This window comes from Paenibacillus ottowii, from assembly GCF_050516475.1.
Taxonomy (GTDB): Bacteria; Bacillota; Bacilli; order Paenibacillales; family Paenibacillaceae; genus Paenibacillus; species Paenibacillus ottowii.
This window is the reverse complement of the sequence record NZ_CP191577.1, coordinates 3,789,039-3,812,413: the sequence shown is the minus strand read 5'-3', so window position 1 is coordinate 3,812,413 and position 23,375 is coordinate 3,789,039. Positions and strand designations below refer to the sequence as shown.

The window sequence follows — 23,375 nt, the reverse complement described above, 5'->3', positions numbered from 1 at the left end:
ACTTGACGTAACAACCAGTTTGTACTATTTAATTGAATTCCGACATTTACCAACCAAAAAATTCTAATCTTCCTGGGGAATTATGTCGATAACATTGAATATTGTTCATAAAATTTACAAAGTACATCCTTAGGGGGAAAGTTAATGAGAAAACAGCTAAAAGTTGCGATTTCTCTAGTATGTTTAATGATGTTTATAGGTTGTTCGGCTTCACCAGTATCACAGCAGACGACCAAGATTACACTTTTGAATTCCAAATCTGAAATAAAAACCCAACTAGAAGAATTAGCAAAACAATACAACCAAGAGCATCCTGAAGCATCTTTAGAGATTATAACTGCTCCTGAGGGGACATCTGCATATCAAAAGTTGATGTCGATGTACGGTTCAGGAAGCCCAGCTACCATGTCAATGCTTGATCCGGGCGACACGCAGACATTTCTGGATAAAGCTGTTGATTTAAGTAAAGAAAAGTGGGTAGCCGATACGATAGAACATGGACTCGATACTGTCAAGAAAAATGATACTGTGCTGGGGTTCCCATTTGCAGTTGAAGGCTACGGATTAATTTACAATAAGAAAGTGTTGGACAAAGCAGCAGGGGGGACTTTTGATGCTTCCTCGGTCAACAGTAGAAGCAGCCTGAATTCATTAATGGCTAAAATTCAGAAGTCGGGAGTAGCACCGGTCATGCTTTCACCAATGGACTGGTCTCTTGGCTCTCATCTTCTGGCTCTGGCTTATTCTGTTCAACCTGGGGGTTTTCCAGAGTTTATTAAAGGCATGCAGAACAACTCCATCGATTTGTCCCAAAACAATATAATGTCTGGATGGGTACAAACTTTAGATCTGCTCAAGGATAACAACATCAATAAGCACGCGCCTTTGGACAGTACGTATGAGGATGGATCCAAAGCTTTGGGAGAGGGCAAGGTAGGGCTTTGGTTTATGGGCAACTGGGCTTGGAATGGAATAAAGAGCAATGATACGGCAAATGAGGAATACGGTTTCTTGCCTTTTCCGCTAAATGATAATACAGATGATCCTATCAATTCCAAGATCACAGTCGGTGTGACAAAATATATATTCATCGACTCCACAACTACCACACCTCAGCAGCAAGAGGAAGCAAAGAAGTTTTTAAACTGGCTAGTATACGAAAAGTCCGGACAGGAACTTTTGGTGAACAAGGCCAATGTTATACCGGCGTTCAAGAATATTGACCTAGTGCCTTCCGATCCTTTGAGTAAATCGATCAAGTCATATATGTCGAGCGGAAAGACGCTGCCGTTTATGGCAACCCTTCCACCTGATCATGGGGGCATCACAGGAGCATCTATCCAAAGCTATATCAGTGGAAAGATAGATAAGGCAGAGTTGTTGCGCCAAATACGCATATACTGGAAAGCTCAGCAGGGATGATACGAGACAGTCACGGGAGGAAGATAAGGGTGTTTAAATTAACGTTAAAGAAAAAAATAATTAGTGCAGCGCTCATACTGGTGATCGTACTGTCCCTTTCAAGTGTAATAGGCGTCATTAAGATGTCGGAAATGGGGGAGGCTTCTGATAAGGTAAATAACAGGTCTTTACCTGCGGTCATTCTTCTTCAAGGTATGGATAAGCAGATTACAGAAATCGATAGACTGACCGTTCGCATGATAATCGAAGAGGATGCAGCCGTTCGCAGCACTTATCAAGAAGAACTAACCAAAGCTACAGCTTCAATGGATAAGAGTGTAAATAAATATCAAAGTTTAGCCTCGACGGCAGCGGAAAAAGAATTGTTCACCGACTTTTATGGTCAGTGGGCAATGTATCTTCGCCATCTGAAGGTGGTTTCTGCGGCCATGGAAGAAAACGACAAGGTGATGGCCTACATGATCATCCATGGAAATTCCTCTGTTTATAAGGCAGCTTTAGATGATGTAAATAAACTGAAGCTACTTAATGAGCAGTATGCTACGGATGCCGCTAATCAATCGAGCCAATCTTACCATTCAGGCAGACTTTTGATGATTTCCTTGACTATCATATGTACGATCCTTGGAATTATCGGTTCTTTTTTACTGGCTCAATCGTTTACTAAGCCCATATTAAAAATAGCAGAACAGATCAAGTTGGTAACGAGAGGGAACCTGCAAGTGGAACCTCTTAAGGTCCGATCAAAGGATGAGGTCGGGGAGCTGGCATCCGATTTTAATGAAATGTGTGATTCGCTGCGCAACCTTTTAAAGGAAGTTGTGGATAATTCCTTACTGGTTGCCTCTACGGCAGAACAGTTAACGGCCAGCGCGGAACAGACAAGCATTGCTACTGAGCAGATAGCTATAAGTGCCACTCAAGTCGCAGAGGGATCTCAAACACAGCTTGCAGATATTGCTGAAACGCTGAATTATTCGGTAGGCGTTTCTAAAAGTGTAGAGAACATCACCAATCGCTTTGTGAATGTGGCGAATCTTACAACCCAAGCACAAGAAAAAGCAACCAATGGGAAAACCCAAATGTCTTCCACTGTCTCTCAAATAAGAGATGTGCATACCAAGGTAACTCAATCCGCTGAAGTCGTAAATATTCTAGGCGAGAAATCTGCGGAGATTAGACAGATCACAGCTATGATCAGTGATATAGCAGCCCGCACCAACTTGCTCTCACTTAATGCGAGTATAGAAGCTGCAAGAGCGGGAGAACATGGCAAAGGATTTGCAGTTGTCGCTAATGAAGTACGCAATTTGTCGGCACAAGCAAGTGAAGCAACGGGTAAGATCTCTTCTCTGGTCAACGAAATCGCATTAAGAACAGACGAAGTTGTGGTTTCAATGAATGAAGGTGTCCAGTCTCTAAATGAAGGCATGATGCTTGTTGAAGGTGTCGGTAACGTCTTTTCTGAAATTGTCGGTGCCGTTGAAGAAGTGAGCGGTGAGGTGGACACTGCGGCCGTAGAAGCAAGATCCGTAAATGAAGGAACCGTTTCTATGGTGGAATCGATGAAGAAGATTGCTGAAATCTCCGAACAGGCTGCAGATGCTACTCAAACTGTCGCAAGTGTAGTCGAGGAAACTACCGCTTCCATGGAGGAAGTGTCTGCAGGTGCTAATATGCTTGCCAAGCGGGCGGAAGAGATGAATCAAACGGTGTCTGTATTCAAAATTTAAAATAATTAGCGGTAGCCCTGGACGAGAAAGACAAGTCCTAGACTACCGCTATTGTTGCCATAAAATTATGAGTGAACGGCTTCAGCTTTTTTAGCAGCTCTTTTCAGATCCTGTTTACGGCGTTCTTCTAAATACCGCTCTCCATTCTTCTTGTCAGCTGTCAGTGTGAAGCAGGAGATGATGGTGAATAGACCTGCAATAGAACCCAAAATAACATAAGTCATCGGGAAATTCAGAACCTCATACATATGTCCGACAATAGGTGAGAAAATGGATACCACCAGTGAGCCCATAAACAAATACAGCAGATACATGGTGGACGATAACCGCTGGTCAAAATTAACGGTAATGTATTTGAAGATGGCTACCAGAATAAGCGGTTTCTCCAGGGAGTGAATCATTTTCATCGCAGCCACCCATATGGAACCGAATGGCAGTGAAGAACCAATTATACGTAACGACATGATCGCCCCGGCAATAACCAATGCCCACTTGGCAGTCGTTTTGTTTACAAACCATGGGGTAACAAACAGGAACACAAATTCCAGAAATACCTGCACAGCGCTCAAATCACCAAGGAATTGATTGCCCTCTGCTTTGGAACTGAACTGAGATACGAAATAGGTGGCAAATTGCTGGTCATAAACCTCATAAATTTGGGTCACGCCAACCATGAATAGCATCAAAAACCAGAACTTAGTGGTACGTACGAGATGCAGTACATCAATGAGCTTCAACGATTCTGTTTTCTGCTGCTCCTGTCCGGAAATTTCGACTTTAGTTAGAAAAATGCAAATCATGGCAACAATGGCAGATACGGAGGCAATCCAGAAGGTCAGATTTACATTGATATTGATGACCCGTCCGGCAACAAAAGTAGCGGCCGCCCACCCGAGTGAGCCCCACATACGGACCCGTCCGTATTCAAAACCGTATTTGCGCGATACCTTGTCCATATAAGAATCGACAACACCGTTACCGGCATTAAATACCAGGCCGATAAATAGTGCACCGACAATGGCACCAATGACGAACTGTGTTTGAAGCAATGGACCGTACACATAGATAAAAAAGGGCCCGACGAGTAAAAGGATCGTAAAGAGTATGTACAGCAAATGTTTTCTCAAGCCCAGCTTGTCGGATAAGTAACCAAACAGGGGCTGCATGATCAAGGCGACGATGGAGTTCGCCGCATATAGAAATCCTGTGTAGGTTTCTGAAATCCCTAGGCTTTGTCCCAGCCAAATGACAAAAAAAGACATGGCGGCAGACCATGTAAACAGATAAGCGAAATTAAAAACACTTAGAGACCAGTAGTTACGTTTTGCTAAATTCATGTTTAAGCACCCCTTCAAATTGTAGCCGCTCAATGTATTGCATACGTCTTTAAACATTGTCTGTACTATTCATTGTAAGGATGACTCCATTGAATCCATAGGGTATTTTCCCAAGATTTCCTGTGCTTATTGCAATCAATTGCTAGATGGGGTATACAGAGCTTTTATTATCTTGTAAGAATTAAGTCCTACGTGTAAAATTATTCATAGTTCATTGGGCTCATTTAGTAGGAGGAGAAACATGATAAGAAGTAGAGTGGTTCCTTCGCAAGTACAAAGTTACTTGAAATCGTGAACGTATATAGAGTATTGTTACTACACAAAATAAAATGAAAATGAATGATAACAAAATGTTGTGATTTCATGGTTGGAGGATTTATTATGTCAAAAAGTGTTTCTTCGTCCTTTATTATTATTATAGGGTCGATGCTATTTGCCTTATTTTTTGGTGCAGGAAATCTAATCTTTCCACCTATGCTGGGTCAAATGGCTGGCCAGAATGTATGGATAGCCAATGCGGGTTTTTTGGTTACCGGAGTTGGTTTACCGTTACTAGCCGTTACAGCCTTTGTCTTTTCGGGCAAAAGCAACTTGCAAACTTTAGCGAGTCGTGTACATCCCGTATTCGGTATTGTTTTTACAACGGTTCTTTATCTAGCCATTGGCCCTTTGTATGCAATTCCGAGAACCGGTAGCGTGTCTTTTGAAATTGGAGTAAAACCTTTTTTTTCTAACCATACAGATCATCCTGTCGCACTTTTTGTATTTACTATTGTCTTTTTTGGAATTGCATGCTTGTTATCACTTAACCCTACAAAAATTATCGATGTCATCGGGAAATTTTTAACACCTATTAAATTGACATTCATTGGAATACTTGTGGTTGTAGCTCTTATTCACCCCATAGGAGCATTCCAAGCACCTGCCGAAGGTTATACTTCGCACGTCTTTTTCAAAGGCTTTCAAGAAGGGTATTTAACATTGGATGCTCTTGTAGCCTTTATTTTTGGAATTATCATTGTGAATGCCATTAAGGAAAGAGGAGTTACTAGCAAAAAAGAGCTGATGATTATTTGTGCCAAATCGATAACCATTGCGGTTATTCTCTTAGCCTTTATCTATACGTCTCTTGCCTATATGGGAGCTTCTAGCGTTGAAAAACTGGGTGTTTTAGAAAATGGTGCTGAAGTGTTAGCCAAGGTTTCCTCCTATTATTTTGGATCTTACGGTTCAATTCTATTAGGCTTAATGATTACAGTAGCGTGTTTAACGACAAGTGTAGGGCTTATTACGTCCTGTTCTTCCTTTTTTCATACATTTTTTCCTAATATTTCTTATAAAAGAATTGCACTCCTGCTATCTATATTTAGTATCATTGTAGCCAATATAGGTTTAACACAGCTCATTAAGGTTTCAACGCCAGTGTTAATTGCGATATATCCAATTGCTATTTCTCTAATATTTTTAACATTTTTACATCCCGTATTTAAAGGAAAGTCAGAAGTATATCAAGGCAGTTTGATTTTAACCTTCATTATTAGTTTATTTGATGGCTTGAATGCTGCGGGAATAAAAATCAAAGTAATTAATGACTTTTTCACTGAGATTCTTCCATTATATGATGTGGGATTAGGCTGGTTAATTCCCTCTGTTGTAGGTGGAATAGCAGGCTATATACTTTACTATATTAAGCGTAGAAAAATTGTCCTCATACTTATGAAGCCAAAAAAATAAAACAAAAAGAACGAATGGAGAACTTGATTTTCCGTTCGTTCTTTTTTTTGTAACTTCTTTACTGACTGTTATACTAATCAGAATCTTATATTTCAGTCTGTTATATAAGGGACAGAAAGCGCCTGATCTGCTTCATGCTGCTTGCGGTATTGTGAAGGCGTCAGGCTGTTCCATTTTTTAAAGGTTGCAATAAAATAGCTTAGATTCTCAAAGCCAACATCCAACGCAATATCAACTACTTTGCGGTCACTTTGCTCCAGCAGCCTGCAAGCCTTCTGAATCCGCTGATAATTGATATATTCAATGGGACTCTTCTGCACCATTTGCTTGAAAAAACGGCAAAAATGCCCCTCACTCATCCCAATCTCATCTGAGATTTCCCGCAAACGAATGGGTTCATGCGCATGACTGTTGATGTACGCCAGTGCTTTTTTGATCCGTTCGACCTTGTTGCGTTGACTGGCCATAATCACGTCCTCTCCGTTAGCCGGAGTCATGTGCGGGAATAGGCAGGCGATTATGTTATAAAGCTGCGCTTTGGTCGCTAGTTCACGGGCAGGCGCATTCTGTTCATGACTGGTGATAATGTATTTCAACGCCTTCAGTAGCTCCTGCTCCCAAGGCTGCGCACCGCCAATGTGAGGGGGAGGGATGAGCTTTTTATTGATAAATGGTTCAATGAACTGTGTCTGCACTGTATCTTGCGTGCGGCTATGCAGCATATCGGGGTGAAATACCACCGCAGAAAATACACAGCGCGGACTTTTTTGTAAATAACCGGCGTGGAGCTCGCCGCTGTTTACAAAAAGGGCTTCACCTTCGCTAACCTCTGTATAGACCATATCCGTCTGAAATATGGCGCTCCCCTGTTCCACGACAATAAACTCCATTTCTTCATGCCAATGGGACTCTAATATACTATTTCCGTTCAACTGCTCTACGCTCGGATATACGCTGACCGGATACATGGGATTGCCGTGAATACGGTTTTCTCGTAACATTTCCCTTTGCATTTCAATGATTCCTCTCTACAAACTGATTTATATAGAAAACATCAAAATATTGATACAAATCATCAAAATAAAAGAAGTAAACCCTTACATAAATCAATATTATTATAGTAAGAATTTCGAAAAAATCCAATAAGCATTATGGGATCAAGAAATATAAAAGTCGAGATGGAGGAAGAGACAGATGAAATTTACTGATGGCTATTGGTTGGTTCGCAAAGGCTATGAAATACAAAATCCTGCAGATGTCCGTGATATTGTGACGGACGATGCTTCCATGACGGTATATGCAGCAACCCACCGGATCGAGCACAAAGGGGATACGCTGAACGGAGCGTTACTGAAAGCGACCTACAGCTCTCCCATGCCGAATGTTATTCGGGTGCGTCTGAACCATCACAAAGGACGGGTGCAGCATGGGCCGGATTTTGAAATTCACACCTTGCCGACAGAGGTGGATATTACGGTAGGCGAGGACGTAGCGGTGCTGAAAAGCGGCGATCTAAGTGTACGAGTAGGTCGTGGAAAGGGCTGGGACGTAGGTTTTTATGTCAAGGATCGTAAAGTTACCGGTAGTGGACATCGGGGACCTGGCTACATTACAGACCCACAGGAACAGCCTTTTTTCCGGGAACAGCTGGAGCTGGGTATCGGGGAGTATGTATACGGTCTCGGAGAGCGTTTCACTCCGTTCGTGAAAAATGGTCAGGTCGTTGATATCTGGAATGAAGATGGCGGGACTAGCAGCGAACAGGCCTACAAAAACATTCCATTTTATTTATCCAATAAAGGGTATGGTGTATTCGTCAATCATCCGGAAAAGGTGTCCTATGAGATTGCCTCGGAAAATGTTTCAAAGGTACAGTTTAGCGTTGCTGGTGAATCGTTGGAGTATTTTATTATCGGGGGAGCCAATCCTAAGGAGGTATTGGACAATTACACCAAGCTGACAGGCAAGCCGGCATTGCCACCAGCCTGGACCTTTGGTTTGTGGCTGACTACTTCGTTCACGACCGATTATGATGAAGCGACAGTAAATCATTTTGTGGACGGGATGGCTGAGCGGGATCTGCCACTCTCGGTATTCCATTTTGACTGCTTCTGGATGAAGGAATACCAATGGTGCGATTTCCAGTGGGATCAAGATATGTTCCCAGATCCAGAGGGCATGTTGCAGAGATTGAAGGCTAAGGGGCTCAAAATTTGTGCATGGATTAATCCGTATATTGCAGAAAAGTCCATATTGTTCGATGAAGGCATGGAGAATGGCTATCTGGTCAAGACAGCCGATGGCAGTGTGTGGCAATGGGACATGTGGCAGGCGGGAATGGGATTGGTTGACTTCACGAATCCAGCAGCTGTCGCGTGGTATCAGGATAAGCTAAAGGTGCTGATTGATCAAGGCGTGGATTGCTTCAAAACTGACTTTGGTGAGCGTATTCCAACAGATGTAGTTTATTATGATGGCTCTGATCCCATGAAAATGCATAATTACTATACGCATCTGTACAACAAAGCTGTGTTTGATGTGCTGGAGGAAAAGCTGGGCAAAAATGAAGCCGCATTATTTGCACGTTCTGCTACAGCTGGGGGACAACAGTTCCCAGTTCACTGGGGCGGAGACTGCTCGTCCACATATGAATCGATGGCAGAATCATTGCGGGGTGGATTATCGCTTGGTTTGAGCGGTTTTGGCTTTTGGAGCCATGATATTAGCGGCTTTGAACTAACGGCTGCGCCGGACCTGTACAAACGGTGGGTACAATTTGGACTGTTATCCTCCCATAGCCGGCTACACGGAAATGTGTCGTACCGTGTTCCGTGGCTGTTTGACGAGGAGTCAGTTGATGTAGTGCGCAGCTTTACCAAACTCAAATGCTCGCTGATGCCACACCTGTATGCTTCCGCTGTGGAATCCTCAGTGAAGGGACTGCCAATGATGCGGGCTATGGTACTGGAATTTCCGCAGGACCCTACCTGTGCAACGCTGGATTTACAATATATGCTGGGAGATTCCATTTTGGTAGCTCCGATCTTTAATAAAGAAGGCAATGCACAGTATTATGTACCAGAGGGTCAGTGGACGAATTTGTTAACGAATGAAACTGTTGCTGGTGGTCGTTGGGTCAACGAGCATCATGATTTTACAACCTTGCCTGTGCTCGTAAAGCCAAACACATTGCTGGCAATCGGTCATGAGGATCGTCGTCCGGATTATGATTATGCTGATCAAGTGGCGTTTCATTTGTTTGAGCTAGGTGAGGGACAGCAGGCTCGTACGGTTATCGTGAATACGTCAGGCGAAAAAGAACTGACGGTTACTGCCAGCCGCAAGGATTCTGTCATAACGGTGAAAGCAGAAGGTGCTGCCAAACCGTGGTCGTTAGTATTGCGTGGTATCCACGAGGCTGTTCAGGTGGAGGAAGGCAGCAGTTTGGCCGGAGAACAGGGTGTAATCATTACACCAGCCTCCAGCGGACAGCGAGTGCTTACTATTCATTTGAGCTAGGCTAGACGTTCATCTGTGAATGGATAGATTATAATGTGGTAATTATATTGCGAAAAAAAGGGCTTGCCTGATACAAAACAGGCTAGCCCTTTTTGATTTGCCTCTGTAGAGAATGTCTTCAACTTTGGCTTGAGGTCATACCCTATGCATTCTCTTGAAGTAATAGTGGTACAAGGTACTGCCGAAAAATATCCACAGGAGTTCGTTTCTTTTTAAATTTATCAGCTGTGAGAACAACGACCATGTCATAAGCCGGAACGACAATAATATATTGCCCACCAAAGCCGAGTGCATAAAAATAGTCTATTTTCGTTCCTGCTTTTCTCTCATCAGAAAAGGAAGAAGCCCACCAGTGACAACCGTAATATGCTTTTTGGGGCTTGAAGGCCGGAAGGAATGGGCGGGTCGAATATCGGACCGTCTCTGTCTGGATGATCTGCTGTCCTTCCCAGCTTCCTTGGTTCAGATAAAGTCGTCCGAATTTGAGCATATCCAGCGGTCTGAGATGCAGTCCAAATCCTCCGGTATGTGTATCTTGCGGATCGGTTTCCCAATGATAGTTATCGATCCCGAGTGGTTGGAATAAGTGCTCCTCGGCAAATTCAGCAACTGCTTGTCCAGAGGCAGAGCGCAGCAAGGTGGCCAAAAGCTGAGAACAGCCAGAGCTATACTCCATTCGCGTACCTGGTATATCCGACAAGGGCTGTGAAAGCACAAATTGTACCCAATCGGACGTTTTGCTCATGGTAGGAAATGAATTTTGCCCCCCGAATTCTGTCCAGTTAAAGCCAGCAGACATCGTCAATAGGTGTTCGATCGTAATATCACGCTTTCGAGCGTCACTGTCTTTACCCAATTGGGGGAAAAATTCAAAGATCGGTGTCTCGGGTTGGGGTACCAGTTGTTGATCCATAGCAATACTGATTAATGCGGAAATCACGCTTTTAGTACAGGAATTTATTTTATAGAGTTCATTGGCCATTTGAGGCTCACGGTAGTAATCCATGATCCTATGCCCTTGCTGCTCAATAAGACAGCTACGAGTTTCCAACTCGTTAAGCACGTGAATAAGTGATTTGAGCTCCAGACTTTTCATGCAGATCCTCCTTGAGGCTTATAGCATACCATTTATAGTATATCATTTTTAACCATCCGAATCCGATATGTACAAACAGAGCTTAGTTCTTATCATTTCCCTAATTTGAATTTTTTTGTTTTTTGATATTAAACAACATATATATGTTCACGAAATAGACATAAATATATTTAAAAATCTATACACTTTTTTCAGTTTCATTTAACAAAACAGAATAATAAAACGATATATAGTAAGTTGAACATTTTATTTTGAGACAACTGGGGGACCAATTCATGAACTTAACAATTAAGGCCAAAATGATTCTCAGCGCGATACTGATCCCAAGTGTGATTGCCGCCATGCTGCTGACCAATTACATTTTAAGTGTACATAGTGAGAATGAGTACAAAGATATTATGAATCGTGAAGAGACGATTGCGTATAACTCCAAGTCACTTCAATTTTTGTTAAATGGGATATCCAATGATGAGCGGGCATATTTGCTGACTCGTGACGAGCAGTATGGGAACGAGATTGGGAACAAGCAAAGTGAAGTTGCAAAGCTGTTACAGGAGACAGAAGCTCTGCTCAATACGGGTAATGAGGATACGAAAAAGAAGATGACTGAGCTCAAAACAGGTATTAGTACCTATATGAATCAAGTTCATAGTCTACTAACTACAGCAGGGTATAAGAGCACGAGAGATGATGGCTTCCCGCCATTTTCTGAATTGCTCGATGATTTTGAAAACGAAAGGGTTTTGCGTAAGCAACTGGATACCAAGGTCATCGCATTTGTCAAAGCTCAAGAAGATATGGTAACGGTAAAAGTACAGCAGGCGCACCAAACGATGACGAATACGACCTTGGTTACGAGCATAGTGGGACTTTTAGTAATTATGTACAGTATTGCTCAATCTATCGTTTTGATCCGTTCCATTCGTCCATTACACCATATGAATGAGCAGTTGTTGCAAATGTCTCAAGGTGGAGGAGATTTGCGTAGTAGACTGGATATTACGTCCAAAGACGAAATCGGTATGATTGCGAGCTCCTACAACAAGCTTATCGAAGGGTTCCGCCGTATCATTGTCGATGCTCAGGATACGGCTCGTACATTAACTGTAACCGCAGAGCGTGTTAACGTCAGTACTGAGGAAATGAATCAGGCCAATCGTCATACCTCCGGTGTCATGGAAGAGCTTGCGACGGGTATGGAGCATCAGGTCGATGATATTACCCAAACAACAGCTACCATAAAAGAACTTGCCAACGAGCTTGAACGGATTGCTACCACAAGTGAGCAGGTATATGAATTGTCTGATACAGCCGCTAAAGATGCAGCAGCAGGGGAACAATCTATAGGTCAAGCTATGCGCCAGATGGAAAAGGTAAGCGAAAGTGTAGACAGCTCTGCACGTGCTGTGCGTTCACTTAGTGAACAGGCAGAGCAGATTGGCATGATCGGATCTGTGATTACCGGAATTGCCAAACAGACTGGAATGCTGGCGCTTAACGCGTCCATTGAAGCGGCAAGAGCGGGAGAACAGGGCAAAGGATTTGCTGTTGTGGCCTCTGAGGTAAGAAGATTGGCCGAGCAAGTATCAGTTTCAGCAGCAGAAATCACACAGTTTGTGCAAAATATTCAAGAGCATGTTGGAAATGTTGCTTCCACTATGCAGTCTGGGACCGTTGAGGTGCAATCTGGCGTAAAGATCATGCAATCCGCTGAAACTGCATTTCGTCAGATTGGAAGTTCCATTCAACAAGTCAGCGAGCAGATTCACAGCGTAAACCAGTCTGTAGAACAAATGTCCGATGGATCTGATCGTATGGTCAAGGCGGCGGAACGCATACGCGAAGTAGCGGAGCAGACGGCTGGAGGAACCCAAAGCGTCAGTGCGGCGGCTGAAGAGCAACTGGCTTCTATGGAGGAAATTGCATCGTCCATACATACTGTGGCGGATATGTCGCAATTGCTGAATGCAAGGGTCGGTGGATTTAAAGTATAGCCGTATAAATTCCCACCATTGTAAACACAATAACATCTGTTGAACCAATCTGAACAGCTGTGTTATTACTTTTGCAAAGGTGGTAACGGGATGCAACAAAATAAAGGGAATCTGGTTGCATTAGGTTCCATCCCACTGATGATGACGCTGGGTAATTCCATGCTGATTCCTGTTTTACCGGAAATCGGACGGAAGCTACATGTAAGCTCATTTCAGATAAGCATGTTGATTACAGTCTATGCGGTCGTGGCCATTTTACTGATACCGATTGCGGGCTATCTTTCCGACCGATTTGGACGTAAAGCGGTGATTGTTCCCTGTCTAATTCTGACTGTGATTGGAGGGGGGATTTCTGCGGTGGGAGCATGGCTGCTTCATGACCTGGCAGCATATTGGACCATTATTGCAGGTCGTTTACTTCAGGGTGCAGGAGCCGCGGGGGCTTTTCCTATCGTCATTCCGCTTGTGGGTGATCTGTATGAGAACGAGGATGAAGCCAGCAAAAACCTGGGAGTAGTCGAAACCTATAATACATTTGGTAAAGTATTAAGTCCGATTCTCGGTGCTGCGTTGGGAGCAGTATTATGGTTTTTGCCGTTGGCAGTGATTCCAGGTCTCTGTTTGATTTCACTTATTTTAGTCATTTGGCTCATCCATGTGCCCAAGCGTAATAACCAACCGATTATGTTCCGAGAATTTGTGGGAAATGTAAAGCAAGTGCTTGCCGAAAAAGGACGCTGGCTCTATGCTATTTTTGCTATGGGCGGTATTTGCATGTTTGTCATTTTTGGCGTCTTGTTCTACTTATCTGACATACTGGAAAGTCGATACCACCTTCATGGCGTCTGGAAAGGCTTTGTGCTTGCCATACCGCTTATTTCCCTCTGTCTGTGTTCTTATTTAGGTGGCAAGGTTATTGGCAAGCATAAAAAGCGCATGAAATGGATCGGTTTTGCCGGTTTGGTTATTTTGACGATGAGCTTTGCCATTCTCGGATTTTTTCAACATATTTATGCAGTGGTTGGTCTGTTTACGCTAGGAGGCGGCGGTATTGGGCTCGCACTCCCTTGTTTGGATGCCCTGATTACCAAAGGGATTGAAAAAGAGGAGCGCGGAACCATCACATCCTTGTATAGCAGCATGCGCTTTGTCGGAGTATCTTTAGGTCCTCCAGTAGTATCCTTGCTGATTGGCCGCAGTGGGCATAGTTTGCTTTTTGGTGTCATGGCCGCAGTGGGGGGAATTGCGGCTCTACTGATGCTGTTTGCGGTTAAGCCTAAGCAGGATGAACCAGCAGGGGACAAATCCAGTGATCGTAGCAACAAGAGTGAGAAAATGACATATATGTCGCAAGACAAGCCTCTTTCTTCTAAGCTAAGACACAAAAATCCTGCGAAATAAATAAACTTGCAATTGAAAAATGTTCTAAAATCAAAAGCACCCATTGTCCATGAAACCAACCATGGTAATGGGTGCTTTTAATATTTGAACAAGTTAGATGCATGCTCATTTTAAGGGAAGCGTCTTACCCCTCCAAAGGGACCTGTGTTTTTGGCTTGCGGCTTGCGACGATCTGAATGACATAAATCAGCAAGAATACCACAATAAACAGCGACGAAAGGCGGTACATCCACGCATAATCACTGGCTTTGGCGATAATGCCAAGGATAAGTGCTCCGGCTGCGACCCCAAAATCAAGGGAATTGAGAAACATACCGTTTGCCATGCCCCTCTGTTTAGGTGACACGACCTGAATCATCCAGGTTTGCAACGTTGGCTGCATAACACCAAATCCGATACCGTAGCAAAGAGCAGACAGATACATAAAGACGTCACTGTGTGCGTAGGAAAGCAGGATCAGACCACCAATGAGAAACAGGGAACCGGGGATAAGCAATGCCTTCGCCCCTTTTTTATCATATATACGACCTGAGAAGGGACGCACGATCAGTACAGATACCGCATTAAACAGGAAAAAGTAAGCCGGATGGGCAAGATTAGCCTCATCCCCGTAAAGCGCCATAAAACCGAGCAACCCGCCATATGTGATAGACATCAACATGTTCAGCAAGGCGGGAATCCACAATTTACGGTTAAATGCCGGTTTGCGCCCTTCTTCCAAAGGAACCATAGGTGGTTCGATGTGCCCCTTAGGGAGTGTACGAATGAGCCAATAAGCTAAAGGGAAAATGACAACGATGACAGCGGATGTCGAATAAGCAAGCAGATTAAAACTGCCGTATTGCAGCATCGAAATACCAATGGTTGGCCCAATAGACATCGCTAAACTAGTGGACAGACTAAAAAATCCCATTCCTTCACCGAGACGTTTGGGCGGGATGACGTCAGTGACCATCGTTGGAAAGGCGGTGCTGCTCATGCCAAAGCCAATCCCGAACAGCATACGCATGAGCAGGAGCACCGCAATCGTCGGTGAAACACTGTATCCCAACGTTCCTGCTAATGCAAACAGCAGTCCAACGAAGATCAAGGCGCTACGATGTCCTTTTTCCAGCATACGGGCAGAAAAAAGCCTTGCTACAATTGCGCTTAGCGCGAACAAAGTCGTAACGAGACTGACCTGGACGGAGGTGGCATGAAATGCATTTTTCACATAGGATGGAATAGAAGATACAATCATTTGTAGTTCCAGAAACAAAAATAAATTGGAAACCGTAAGAACGATAAATTCCTTGGTCCAAAGAGGTTGCTTGCCTTGTTGCATATTAATCGTTCTCTCCTTGTTTTTCTGATTCAGTCATGTTGGTATGAATTTGTAAAAGAATGTGGCGGAATTGCTTCAGATCGGAAGAGGAAATTCCTTTTACAAAATCGTGGTTTGCATCCCGTTCGACGGGGAGGGTCTCCTCCACAAGCTGTCGGCCTGCTGCAGTCAAATGCAGCAAATAGGCCCGGCGATCCTGCGGACTATTCACACGCCGTACCCAGCCCTTCTTGTCCAACAAATCAATAATACGAGTCGTGGTGGGCTGATCCTTTACGGCTTTAGCGGCAATTTCTTTCTGATTTAAGCCCTCGGCCTGATAGATTTGATACAGAACCGACCATTGCTCTGGGGAAATATCATAAGGTTTAAGACGATGCAAGAGCTGTTGACTCATTTTGCGATGAGTAATCCCGAGTAACATCCCAATAGAACAATCGGGAGGCAAATTGTTCATAAGGCACTCCTTTCTATTTTCCGTACATAGTTACTTTGAATTTAATTAGTTGTTATAACAATTATATGGGTAACAAGTTGTTTTGTCAAAAGAAGTTGTTCAGTATGTTGCAAACAGACATTTCTTATTCCATTTCACGCGCATACGCAGGAAAATAAACAAAAAAACAGCCCGAAAACGGGCTGTTGGGGTTTAGTACAATATAGTTTGCCATGACTGGCGGATTAAGCTTTAGGTACGGTTTCCCAATCCTTAAGGAAGCGTTCGATACCGCTATCTGTCAGCGGATGTTTCCACAGGGAAGGAAGCAAAGAACCTGGGATGGTGGCGATATGTGCACCAGACAGGGCAGCATCTTCTACATGCTTAATGTTGCGGATGGAAGCAGCGATGATTTCGGATTTCAGACCATGAATGTCCAAAATTTGTCTCAGATCACGGATCAGCTTCATACCGTCAACAGCGATATCATCCAGACGTCCTACGAACGGGCTGATAAAAGTAGCGCCAGCTTTGGCTGCCATCAAACCTTGAGCTGCGGAGAAAATCAGTGTTACATTCGTTTTGATTCCGTTCTTGGTCAGCTCGTTACAAGCGTACAAACCGTCCTCAGTCATAGGAAGCTTGATCACCACGTTAGGTGCCCACTTTGCGATGTCATAAGCTTCTGTAAGCATATCTTCAGCCTTGAGGCCGATTACTTCCGCACTTACGGGACCTTCAACGATACTGCAAATCTCCTGAATGACTTCCTTGAACACTCGACCTTCCTTAGCGATCAGGGAAGGGTTCGTTGTTACACCATCAACCAGACCCAAACGTTCAATACGTTTGATTTCTTCAATGTTACCAGTATCCAAGAAAAATTTCATTTGATTTTCCTCCTCAGGTTTATATAGTACATAATACATATCATATGGTGTACATTATGTTCATTTAAATGTAGCATATTGCACACGTTAAACTTATAATTAGTATGTATTACATCCTTAATTGTGACACATTTTAAATTTGAAAACAAGCGGTCTTTGATTAAAATTTGATGAATTGTCGAAGCATGCTGAAATTTACTGATCTCTGCTCCTTTATAATTTATACTACCCCATTCCATAAGGAGGTAATCATTATTCAACTGTCAGATAGACAGCGGGAAATTGTGGATATTGTTCAGCGTCTGGCACCTGTTACAGGGGAAAAAATTGCTGAAGAGTTGGGACTATCGCGGCCGACTTTGCGTTCTGACCTTGCGTTGCTGGTTATGCTCGGGCTAGTAGATGCCAAACCAAAGGTGGGCTACTTGCCAGGACGGGGTCCAAAACATGATAGTCATATCGGCAGTATGCTTAAAAAGCTGACGGTAGCAGATATACTTAGTGAGCCGATTTTGATTTCAAGTAGTGCTACAGCTTATGATGCGGTATTAATGCTGTTTCAGCAAAATACAGGCACGCTGATGGTCACAGGGGAGGATCAGGAGCTCATCGGTATTGTTACCCGCAAGGATTTGCTAAAGGTCATGCTGGGACATACCGATCTTCACACTGTCCCGGTGACCATGGCCATGACTCGCCGGGCCCAAATGACGACACTAGCCCCAGGAGATTCTTTACTGGAAGCAATATCGAGACTGGTTCGACATCAGGTGAATTGTCTTCCAGTTTTGGACGAGCAATGCACTTCCTTGGCTCCAATTCAAGGGTTAGTAGGGCGGGTTACCAAAACGGATATTATGAACGCCATTCTGAGTTTGACAGAAGAAAAGACGTAAAACATGAACAAAGGGGGCCTTACATTGTACTGGTTGGCCATGCTGACGATGCTGATTGACCATGTCGGACTGGTGTTTTTTCCGACAGATCCGGCTTGGAGAATTGCCGGCAGGCTTGCTTTTCCAATCTACGCGTACGCTCTCTATATGGGATATACCCGTACCCGAAATATGCGGAGCTACATGCTTCGCCTGCTCGGACTAGCCTTGATCTCCCAGGTGCCTTATATGCTGGCCTTTGATGTACACAGACCCAATGTGATCTGGACGCTACTGACGTCGTTGCTCGCGCTGGCTGCTGCATCTCGCATGAAGCATTGGGCGGCTATAACGGGTCTGTACGCCCTCATAGCTCTGTTCATGGAGCTCAGCCAGATGGATTACGGAGCCTATGGTCTGCTGCTTGTTCTCATTTATCGATACACCCGTTCCTATATGATAATTGCTGCTCATTTTGTTTTAAATGTTGTGTATGATATGGTACACCATGCGAATATTCAGCACTTTAGTCTGCTGTCCAGTGTTCTGATCGTATATTTTGCCATAGGGGAGGATGGATTTTATAGTCGCAGTCGGGTACCGCGTTGGTTGTGGCGCAGCTTTTATCCGGTACATCTGGCTGTTATTGCGCTAATTCGCATCTGGTCCTAAACTCGAATCCATACAATAAAAGAACCTTTACAATCCCAAAATGATTGTAAAGGTTCTTTTTGACCTTAAATTAATTATTGTGTTCAAGATGCCTCATTAGGACCTTGGGCAAAAGGAAGTGGGCGAAGGGGAGCCCCTTCTTTCATATATTGCACCAATACTTCTGGAATATTGTGTATTCCACCCGCATTGACGCGATAGCCGTTCGTTTGCCCTGGCGAGTTAATTCCTCGTTTCACCGTGAACGTAACGTCAATTCCCAAGGAACGGCAAATTTCCAACGTCTCCTTGGTATAGCCCCCATAAGGAAAGGCCAGTACATTTTGATCATTGTGCAGATGTTTGAATAGCTTTTTATTAGCCATGTCCAAATCGCTATAAATCCGCTGTTTGAACTCATCCTCGGTTTCCATTCGCCCCAGCTTTTTCGAATATACCGGACCCATCAGAAGCGGTTTTTGTTTGGTGCGCGTGGTGTTGGAGTATCCGTACGAATGCTCGTCATTGGTATGATTGTAAAAATCAATGCCCTCTGCATGCATCTGATGAATTTGATCCCATGTCAGCTTGGGTATACCAATATGTTTAGGATTGCTGATTGTGGACGTAATGAGAAAATTGGTAGCCGGAACATGATACTTCTTCAACACGGGAAAAGTGTCCGTATAAAAGGATTCATAGCCATCGTCAAATGTCATAAGAACCGCATTATCAGGAACCTTGGCTTTATGTAAAATAAAGTCCGTATACTCCTTCATTGTGATCCAATGGAAGCCATTTGCTTTCATTTCGTCCAACTGTCTCGTTAAATTACTAAGCTTGAGAGCACCGGGATCAGGTGGAATCTTGGTCACTTCATGATACATCAGGACAATTACTTTGTTTTGGTAATATACCTTATCTGGTGTAGGCGTCAGTGAGAATAAGTGACGTACCAGTCGATCTGCATTAGCAGTGCGTGTACGATGAGTTCCTTTGACTATAGGTGTGTGATATATGGTACGTGCTTCATACACCAAAATCCCTAAGATAGCTAGCAAGCTCATGATTAACAGTGTTCTTTTTAAAAAAATGTGTTTCATTGAATGACATCCCCCGCATGCAAAAAATTCTGAAAGTATAGAGGCTTATACGAAATATGAAACTAGCAAAATCTAGTTTATCATACCGAAAACACGCGGGGGAAATATCACAACTTTGTTACCTCTGTGTCGCTGGTGCAGATACCGAAGATGAGGCCGGGAAGTAACCGATCTCGACGGCATGCTGGATCATATTGCGAATAAACTCCAGGTCGGTTACCGGACACTGGACGCCAGCTTGTTCCAGCAGAGCTTTGGTTACAGAGCAGCCGTAACGGTAAGCCGAATCCTTGGCACCATCACCTTCGAGTTGTCCCATCGCAAGGTGGAGTGCATCTTCCTGAATGCCAGAAGACGGATTCAGCAGCCAAGCACTGTAATCGTCAAAAGGCAGGGTTTCTACTGCGTAACCGAGCTGGTTTACCATAGCGATCAGTTCATCATATGGCAGTGGGTTCGGATTACAGATGTGGAAAATGCGGTTCGCACTTTTTTGCTTGACGGACAGTTCTACGATAGCACGGCTAGCGTAATCAATCGGTGTGAAGTCCGTATGCCAATCGGCTTGTGGCGCTTTGCCCAGCAGCAGCATCGCCTTCATCATACGATAATAAGCATTGCTGTCGATATTACGCTGGAAGCGTCCGTTGGCCGAATGGGCTGTCAAATTGCCCGCACGGTAGATCGAGACAGGCGTACCTGCTTGAGCTGCCTGGAACAATAGCTTCTCCGCTGCGAGTTTACTGTTCGTGTACAGATTGTCCACGTTCAGTTCTTCTGGGAAGGCAGAGAGTTCCAATGTCGATTCCCATTTTCCTTCGTTTGCAAGATCCTCCGGTATCCCCATAGTGGAAACATGGTGGAAGGAGACTCCTGGCTTGGCTTGAGCGATTTTTAGCAGTTCCAATGTTCCGGTCACATTCGTGCGATCGAAGGTTGCCGAATCACCAAAATGGCGAACGTCAGCAGCGCTATGAATGATACCATCGATATGTTGTTCCAGCATATGGCGATCGACAGAAGAGAGACCCAGATCTGCTTGTTCCAGATCTCCATAGACAGCCTTTACCCGTCCTTCCATCAAGCTGGAGATATCTTGACCAAAATATCCTGTCAATACGGATTGAATACGCTCTAAGCCAGACGGACCGCTCTGAGAAGGACGTACCATGGCGTATACTTTGGCTTCTGTCCGGTGGAGCAGGTCATACAGGATGTGTGAACCCAGATATCCTGTGGCTCCGGTCAACAAAATCACGCGCAAGTCGCGGATTTCAGCTAAATCTGAAGCACCAGGCAACTCAATAGGATGTTCATTCAAATCCGTTTTTTCCTTAGAAAACGCGAGTGACTTGCGCTGCGGCGCTTGTTCTGTTCCTAATTGCTCGACATATTCAGCAAGCTCACGAACGGTCTTGTAACGGAAGAAGTCTCCAATACGCAGCGCGCCATAACGCGGCTTCAGAATAGCTAGTACATGAATGACACGAAGCGAATCGCCTCCGATCAGGAAGAAATCATCGGTGGCGCCAATGTTATGTTTACCAAGCACTTGTGTCCATGCTTCGGCAATGAGTGTTTCAGTTCCTTCGCTGAGAGGTTCTCCGCCGGACGTAAGATCAGACACTTCAGGAAGTGGCCGCAGGGCCAACTTTTTACGATCGATCTTGCCCGTTGGTGAAATAGGCATAGCTTCCAGATGAATGACATGGGTCGGTACAAAATAGGAAGGCAGCTTGCCTCCAATATAAGACTGAATAACGTCCTGTGGAATGGACTGTCCATCCGAAGTGGTGAAATAGCCAACTAACATGTTCTGATCTGTGTGATCCTTGACGGCGACAACTGCTACGTCTTGAACACCTGGATGTTTGGAGAAATGATCTTCAATTTCTCCTATTTCAATCCGATTTCCCCGAATTTTGAGCTGCGAATCCTTCCGGCTTACGTATTCAATCGTACCATCTGGCAGCAGCTTGGCAATATCACCTGAACGGTACATTTTCTCACCTGGGACAAAAGGATTGTCCACAAATGATTGGGCTGTACGCTCCGGCTGATGAAGATAGCCGTGGGCCAACGCAGGCGTAGCAATGCATACTTCGCCTGGAATATTGACAGGACAGAGCTTGTTATCGTCGTTAACGATATACACTTTATAGTTGTAAATCGGCTTGCCGATCGGGATATTAACGACATGCTCAGGTACGGCACCACGGACTCGATGGGTCGTTGTAGCTACGGTGCATTCGGTTGGTCCGTATACGTTTACGATGTCTGTATCTGTACCGAATTTGCTTTGGAACGCCCGAACTTGCGAGCCATACAGCGCTTCGCCTGCCACAGTCACAATTCGAACATTTGCGAGTTTGCGATAACCTTCGTCTGATAAGTACGTAGATAACTGATTAAAGAATACGGTTGGCAAAATGGTAATAATCGTCGTGCCCGTACGTTCGATGGCTTCGGCGAATTCTTCGACAGATACGCGCTCTTCGGAAGACAGCAAGTACAATTTTGCACCATAAAACAAGGCTCCAATCGTATCCCACACCGAAGCATCGAAGCTATAGGTGGCGAATTGGGTCAATACATCCTGAGGTGTAATGTCACAATCGCGTTGCACGACAGCTCCTAGGTTAACAACACCGCGGTGAGCGATCAGGGCACCTTTTGGTTTGCCTGTAGAACCGGACGTATAGATGACATAAGCTAGATCATCCGGACTTACATCAACGTTTGGATTGCTGGCTGCATAACCTGCCAGTGGCCCGTCAATAGCTAATATTTCTTTTACGGTTTCAATGGACCCGCATAGTTCAGCCGCTTGTTGGGTGAGTGCGGAAGTTGTTAAGACAAAAGGAGAACGCGTGTCTTCGACAATATAGCTGCTCCGGTCAGCGGGGTGAGCGGGATCAACAGGAACGTACACGCCTCCGGCTTTCAGGATGCCGAGCAGCGAAATAACGGTCTCCAAGCTTCGTTCCATGAAGATGGTTACGAATTCGCCTTTGGCAAGACCTTTGGATAACAAAACACGTGCGACTTGGTTAGCACGCTCGTTCAATTCACGGTACGTATACTCCCCAGCATGGGAGGCAATAGCTGGACGATCAGGATATTGAGAAGCTACTTCTTCAAACATTCCATGAATCGTCTGATGCTCAGGATATTCTACAGCTGTATTATTTAAAGCTTCGTGAGCAGCGCGGTCTGCATCCGATAATATGTCAATGGAATTGACAAGTGCATGGCTGTTGTTTAGCGCACCACGCAGAAGGGTTACAAAGTATTCTGTGTATCGAACAACCGTTGTTTCCAGTAAGAGTGATTGGTCATATCGAATCTGGATTTGAAAAGTGCCATTGCTTTCATTAACAGCCCAGTCCATAATACGGGATTCTACACCATTGTCTGTAGGTAGTGTTGATGAAAATGATGTATCAGCTTGCGGTTCTGCCAGGAACGCATTAGGCTCACGCAGCATCCCCTGAAATAAGCTTGCCAGATCATGAAAAGTTGTTTCTTTTTCAACTGTCAGCGATGCTGTAAGCAGGCCCGATCGAGGCACAAAAGTAGAGAAAGAAACTTCTTCCTCAGCAGATAGACGATATAACCATGCAGTATACGCCGATAAGAGCACGGCTTGTCTGTTCTCCGCAGATTCTTGTTGATTCAATTGTTCCGAGATGGACGCTTCTAACTCTACCTGATAAGTAGAGAATGTATGCTTGCGCTGTATACGTGCAAAATCCAAGGGAACTAGGAATGGGGATGGAGCTGTTTGTGTGCTGTTTTGAAGTAATGATGCCATTACGCTAACCTCCTGAATGTTTGGGTATCTAAATTACATGGGA

The 23,375-nt window shown here is 44.3% G+C and carries 16 protein-coding genes; 8 read left to right on the top strand and 8 right to left on the bottom strand.

Annotated features, from left to right (window positions below; genetic code table 11):
• Positions 1 to 144 precede the first annotated feature (144 nt).
• Complete coding sequence (locus ACQQ6X_RS17685; RefSeq protein ID WP_305166391.1) at positions 145 to 1,422, top strand: ABC transporter substrate-binding protein; 1,278 nt, start codon at positions 145 to 147, stop codon at positions 1,420 to 1,422.
• Positions 1,423 to 1,451: 29 nt separating this feature from the next.
• Positions 1,452 to 3,155: a methyl-accepting chemotaxis protein gene (locus ACQQ6X_RS17680; protein ID WP_305166390.1), complete on the top strand. Its 1,704-nt coding sequence runs from the start codon at positions 1,452 to 1,454 to the stop codon at positions 3,153 to 3,155.
• A gap of 65 nt (positions 3,156 to 3,220) precedes the next feature.
• Here the strand turns inward: ACQQ6X_RS17680 and ACQQ6X_RS17675 are convergent, their stop codons facing one another.
• The gene (locus ACQQ6X_RS17675; protein WP_305166389.1) at positions 3,221 to 4,492 is read right to left on the bottom strand and encodes an oligosaccharide MFS transporter; all 1,272 of its coding nucleotides are present in this window, start codon (positions 4,490 to 4,492) and stop codon (positions 3,221 to 3,223) included.
• A gap of 381 nt (positions 4,493 to 4,873) precedes the next feature.
• Between ACQQ6X_RS17675 and brnQ the strand changes: the two genes are divergently transcribed.
• On the top strand, positions 4,874 to 6,226 hold the full coding sequence (brnQ, locus tag ACQQ6X_RS17670) for a branched-chain amino acid transport system II carrier protein (RefSeq protein WP_305166388.1): 1,353 nt from the start codon (positions 4,874 to 4,876) through the stop codon (positions 6,224 to 6,226).
• Between the two features lie 92 nt (positions 6,227 to 6,318).
• Here the strand turns inward: brnQ and ACQQ6X_RS17665 are convergent, their stop codons facing one another.
• Entirely contained in the window at positions 6,319 to 7,239 is a 921-nt protein-coding gene (locus tag ACQQ6X_RS17665; protein WP_305166387.1) for an AraC family transcriptional regulator, read from the bottom strand.
• Between the two features lie 181 nt (positions 7,240 to 7,420).
• On the opposite strand from ACQQ6X_RS17665, the gene yicI reads away from it, so the two are divergent.
• A complete protein-coding gene (yicI, locus tag ACQQ6X_RS17660) occupies positions 7,421 to 9,745 on the top strand; it encodes an alpha-xylosidase (protein WP_305166385.1) in 2,325 nt (774 codons plus the stop codon).
• Between the two features lie 142 nt (positions 9,746 to 9,887).
• Here yicI and ACQQ6X_RS17655 read toward each other — a convergent pair whose 3' ends face one another.
• Complete coding sequence (locus ACQQ6X_RS17655; RefSeq protein WP_305166384.1) at positions 9,888 to 10,841, bottom strand: serine hydrolase domain-containing protein; 954 nt, start codon at positions 10,839 to 10,841, stop codon at positions 9,888 to 9,890.
• A gap of 275 nt (positions 10,842 to 11,116) precedes the next feature.
• On the opposite strand from ACQQ6X_RS17655, the gene ACQQ6X_RS17650 reads away from it, so the two are divergent.
• Positions 11,117 to 12,835, top strand: coding sequence for a methyl-accepting chemotaxis protein (locus ACQQ6X_RS17650; protein ID WP_305166383.1), 1,719 nt, complete (start codon positions 11,117 to 11,119; stop codon positions 12,833 to 12,835).
• A gap of 90 nt (positions 12,836 to 12,925) precedes the next feature.
• Positions 12,926 to 14,236, top strand: coding sequence for an MFS transporter (locus tag ACQQ6X_RS17645; protein ID WP_305166382.1), 1,311 nt, complete (start codon positions 12,926 to 12,928; stop codon positions 14,234 to 14,236).
• Between the two features lie 124 nt (positions 14,237 to 14,360).
• On the opposite strand, the gene ACQQ6X_RS17640 is transcribed toward ACQQ6X_RS17645, so the two are convergent.
• From ACQQ6X_RS17640 to fsa, 3 genes are all read right to left on the bottom strand, one after another.
• A complete protein-coding gene (locus ACQQ6X_RS17640) occupies positions 14,361 to 15,560 on the bottom strand; it encodes an MFS transporter (RefSeq protein WP_305166381.1) in 1,200 nt (399 codons plus the stop codon).
• A gap of 1 nt (position 15,561) precedes the next feature.
• Positions 15,562 to 16,017 (bottom strand): MarR family winged helix-turn-helix transcriptional regulator, encoded by a 456-nt coding sequence (locus ACQQ6X_RS17635; protein WP_305166380.1) that lies wholly within the window; start codon positions 16,015 to 16,017, stop codon positions 15,562 to 15,564.
• A gap of 224 nt (positions 16,018 to 16,241) precedes the next feature.
• A complete protein-coding gene (gene fsa, locus ACQQ6X_RS17630) occupies positions 16,242 to 16,889 on the bottom strand; it encodes a fructose-6-phosphate aldolase (RefSeq protein ID WP_040101606.1) in 648 nt (215 codons plus the stop codon).
• A gap of 185 nt (positions 16,890 to 17,074) precedes the next feature.
• On the opposite strand from fsa, the gene ACQQ6X_RS17625 reads away from it, so the two are divergent.
• Positions 17,075 to 17,785 (top strand): CBS domain-containing protein, encoded by a 711-nt coding sequence (locus tag ACQQ6X_RS17625; protein ID WP_305166378.1) that lies wholly within the window; start codon positions 17,075 to 17,077, stop codon positions 17,783 to 17,785.
• 24 nt (positions 17,786 to 17,809) lie between these two features.
• Positions 17,810 to 18,436, top strand: a complete 627-nt coding sequence (locus ACQQ6X_RS17620; RefSeq protein ID WP_305166371.1) for a TraX family protein — start codon at positions 17,810 to 17,812, stop codon at positions 18,434 to 18,436.
• An 83-nt stretch (positions 18,437 to 18,519) separates the two neighbouring features.
• Here ACQQ6X_RS17620 and ACQQ6X_RS17615 read toward each other — a convergent pair whose 3' ends face one another.
• Positions 18,520 to 19,518, bottom strand: coding sequence for a polysaccharide deacetylase family protein (locus ACQQ6X_RS17615; RefSeq protein WP_305166370.1), 999 nt, complete (start codon positions 19,516 to 19,518; stop codon positions 18,520 to 18,522).
• A gap of 118 nt (positions 19,519 to 19,636) precedes the next feature.
• On the bottom strand, positions 19,637 to 23,332 hold the full coding sequence (locus tag ACQQ6X_RS17610; protein ID WP_305166369.1) for a non-ribosomal peptide synthetase: 3,696 nt from the start codon (positions 23,330 to 23,332) through the stop codon (positions 19,637 to 19,639).
• Positions 23,333 to 23,375: the final 43 nt, after the last annotated feature.

Bases quoted from the DNA above. Each gene is read 5' to 3' on its own strand.
- ACQQ6X_RS17625 (WP_305166378.1), top strand. From the start codon at position 17,075: ATGCTGAAATTTACTGATCTCTGCTCCTTTATAATTTATACTACCCCA.
- ACQQ6X_RS17615 (WP_305166370.1), bottom strand. From the start codon at position 19,518: ATGAAACACATTTTTTTAAAAAGAACACTGTTAATCATGAGCTTGCTA.
- ACQQ6X_RS17675 (WP_305166389.1), bottom strand. From the start codon at position 4,492: ATGAATTTAGCAAAACGTAACTACTGGTCTCTAAGTGTTTTTAATTTC.
- yicI (WP_305166385.1), top strand. From the start codon at position 7,421: ATGAAATTTACTGATGGCTATTGGTTGGTTCGCAAAGGCTATGAAATA.
- ACQQ6X_RS17645 (WP_305166382.1), top strand. From the start codon at position 12,926: ATGCAACAAAATAAAGGGAATCTGGTTGCATTAGGTTCCATCCCACTG.
- ACQQ6X_RS17610 (WP_305166369.1), bottom strand. From the start codon at position 23,332: ATGGCATCATTACTTCAAAACAGCACACAAACAGCTCCATCCCCATTC.
- ACQQ6X_RS17640 (WP_305166381.1), bottom strand. From the start codon at position 15,560: ATGCAACAAGGCAAGCAACCTCTTTGGACCAAGGAATTTATCGTTCTT.
- fsa (WP_040101606.1), bottom strand. From the start codon at position 16,889: ATGAAATTTTTCTTGGATACTGGTAACATTGAAGAAATCAAACGTATT.
- ACQQ6X_RS17655 (WP_305166384.1), bottom strand. From the start codon at position 10,841: ATGAAAAGTCTGGAGCTCAAATCACTTATTCACGTGCTTAACGAGTTG.
- brnQ (WP_305166388.1), top strand. From the start codon at position 4,874: ATGTCAAAAAGTGTTTCTTCGTCCTTTATTATTATTATAGGGTCGATG.
- ACQQ6X_RS17685 (WP_305166391.1), top strand. From the start codon at position 145: ATGAGAAAACAGCTAAAAGTTGCGATTTCTCTAGTATGTTTAATGATG.
- ACQQ6X_RS17635 (WP_305166380.1), bottom strand. From the start codon at position 16,017: ATGAACAATTTGCCTCCCGATTGTTCTATTGGGATGTTACTCGGGATT.
- ACQQ6X_RS17650 (WP_305166383.1), top strand. From the start codon at position 11,117: ATGAACTTAACAATTAAGGCCAAAATGATTCTCAGCGCGATACTGATC.
- ACQQ6X_RS17665 (WP_305166387.1), bottom strand. From the start codon at position 7,239: ATGCAAAGGGAAATGTTACGAGAAAACCGTATTCACGGCAATCCCATG.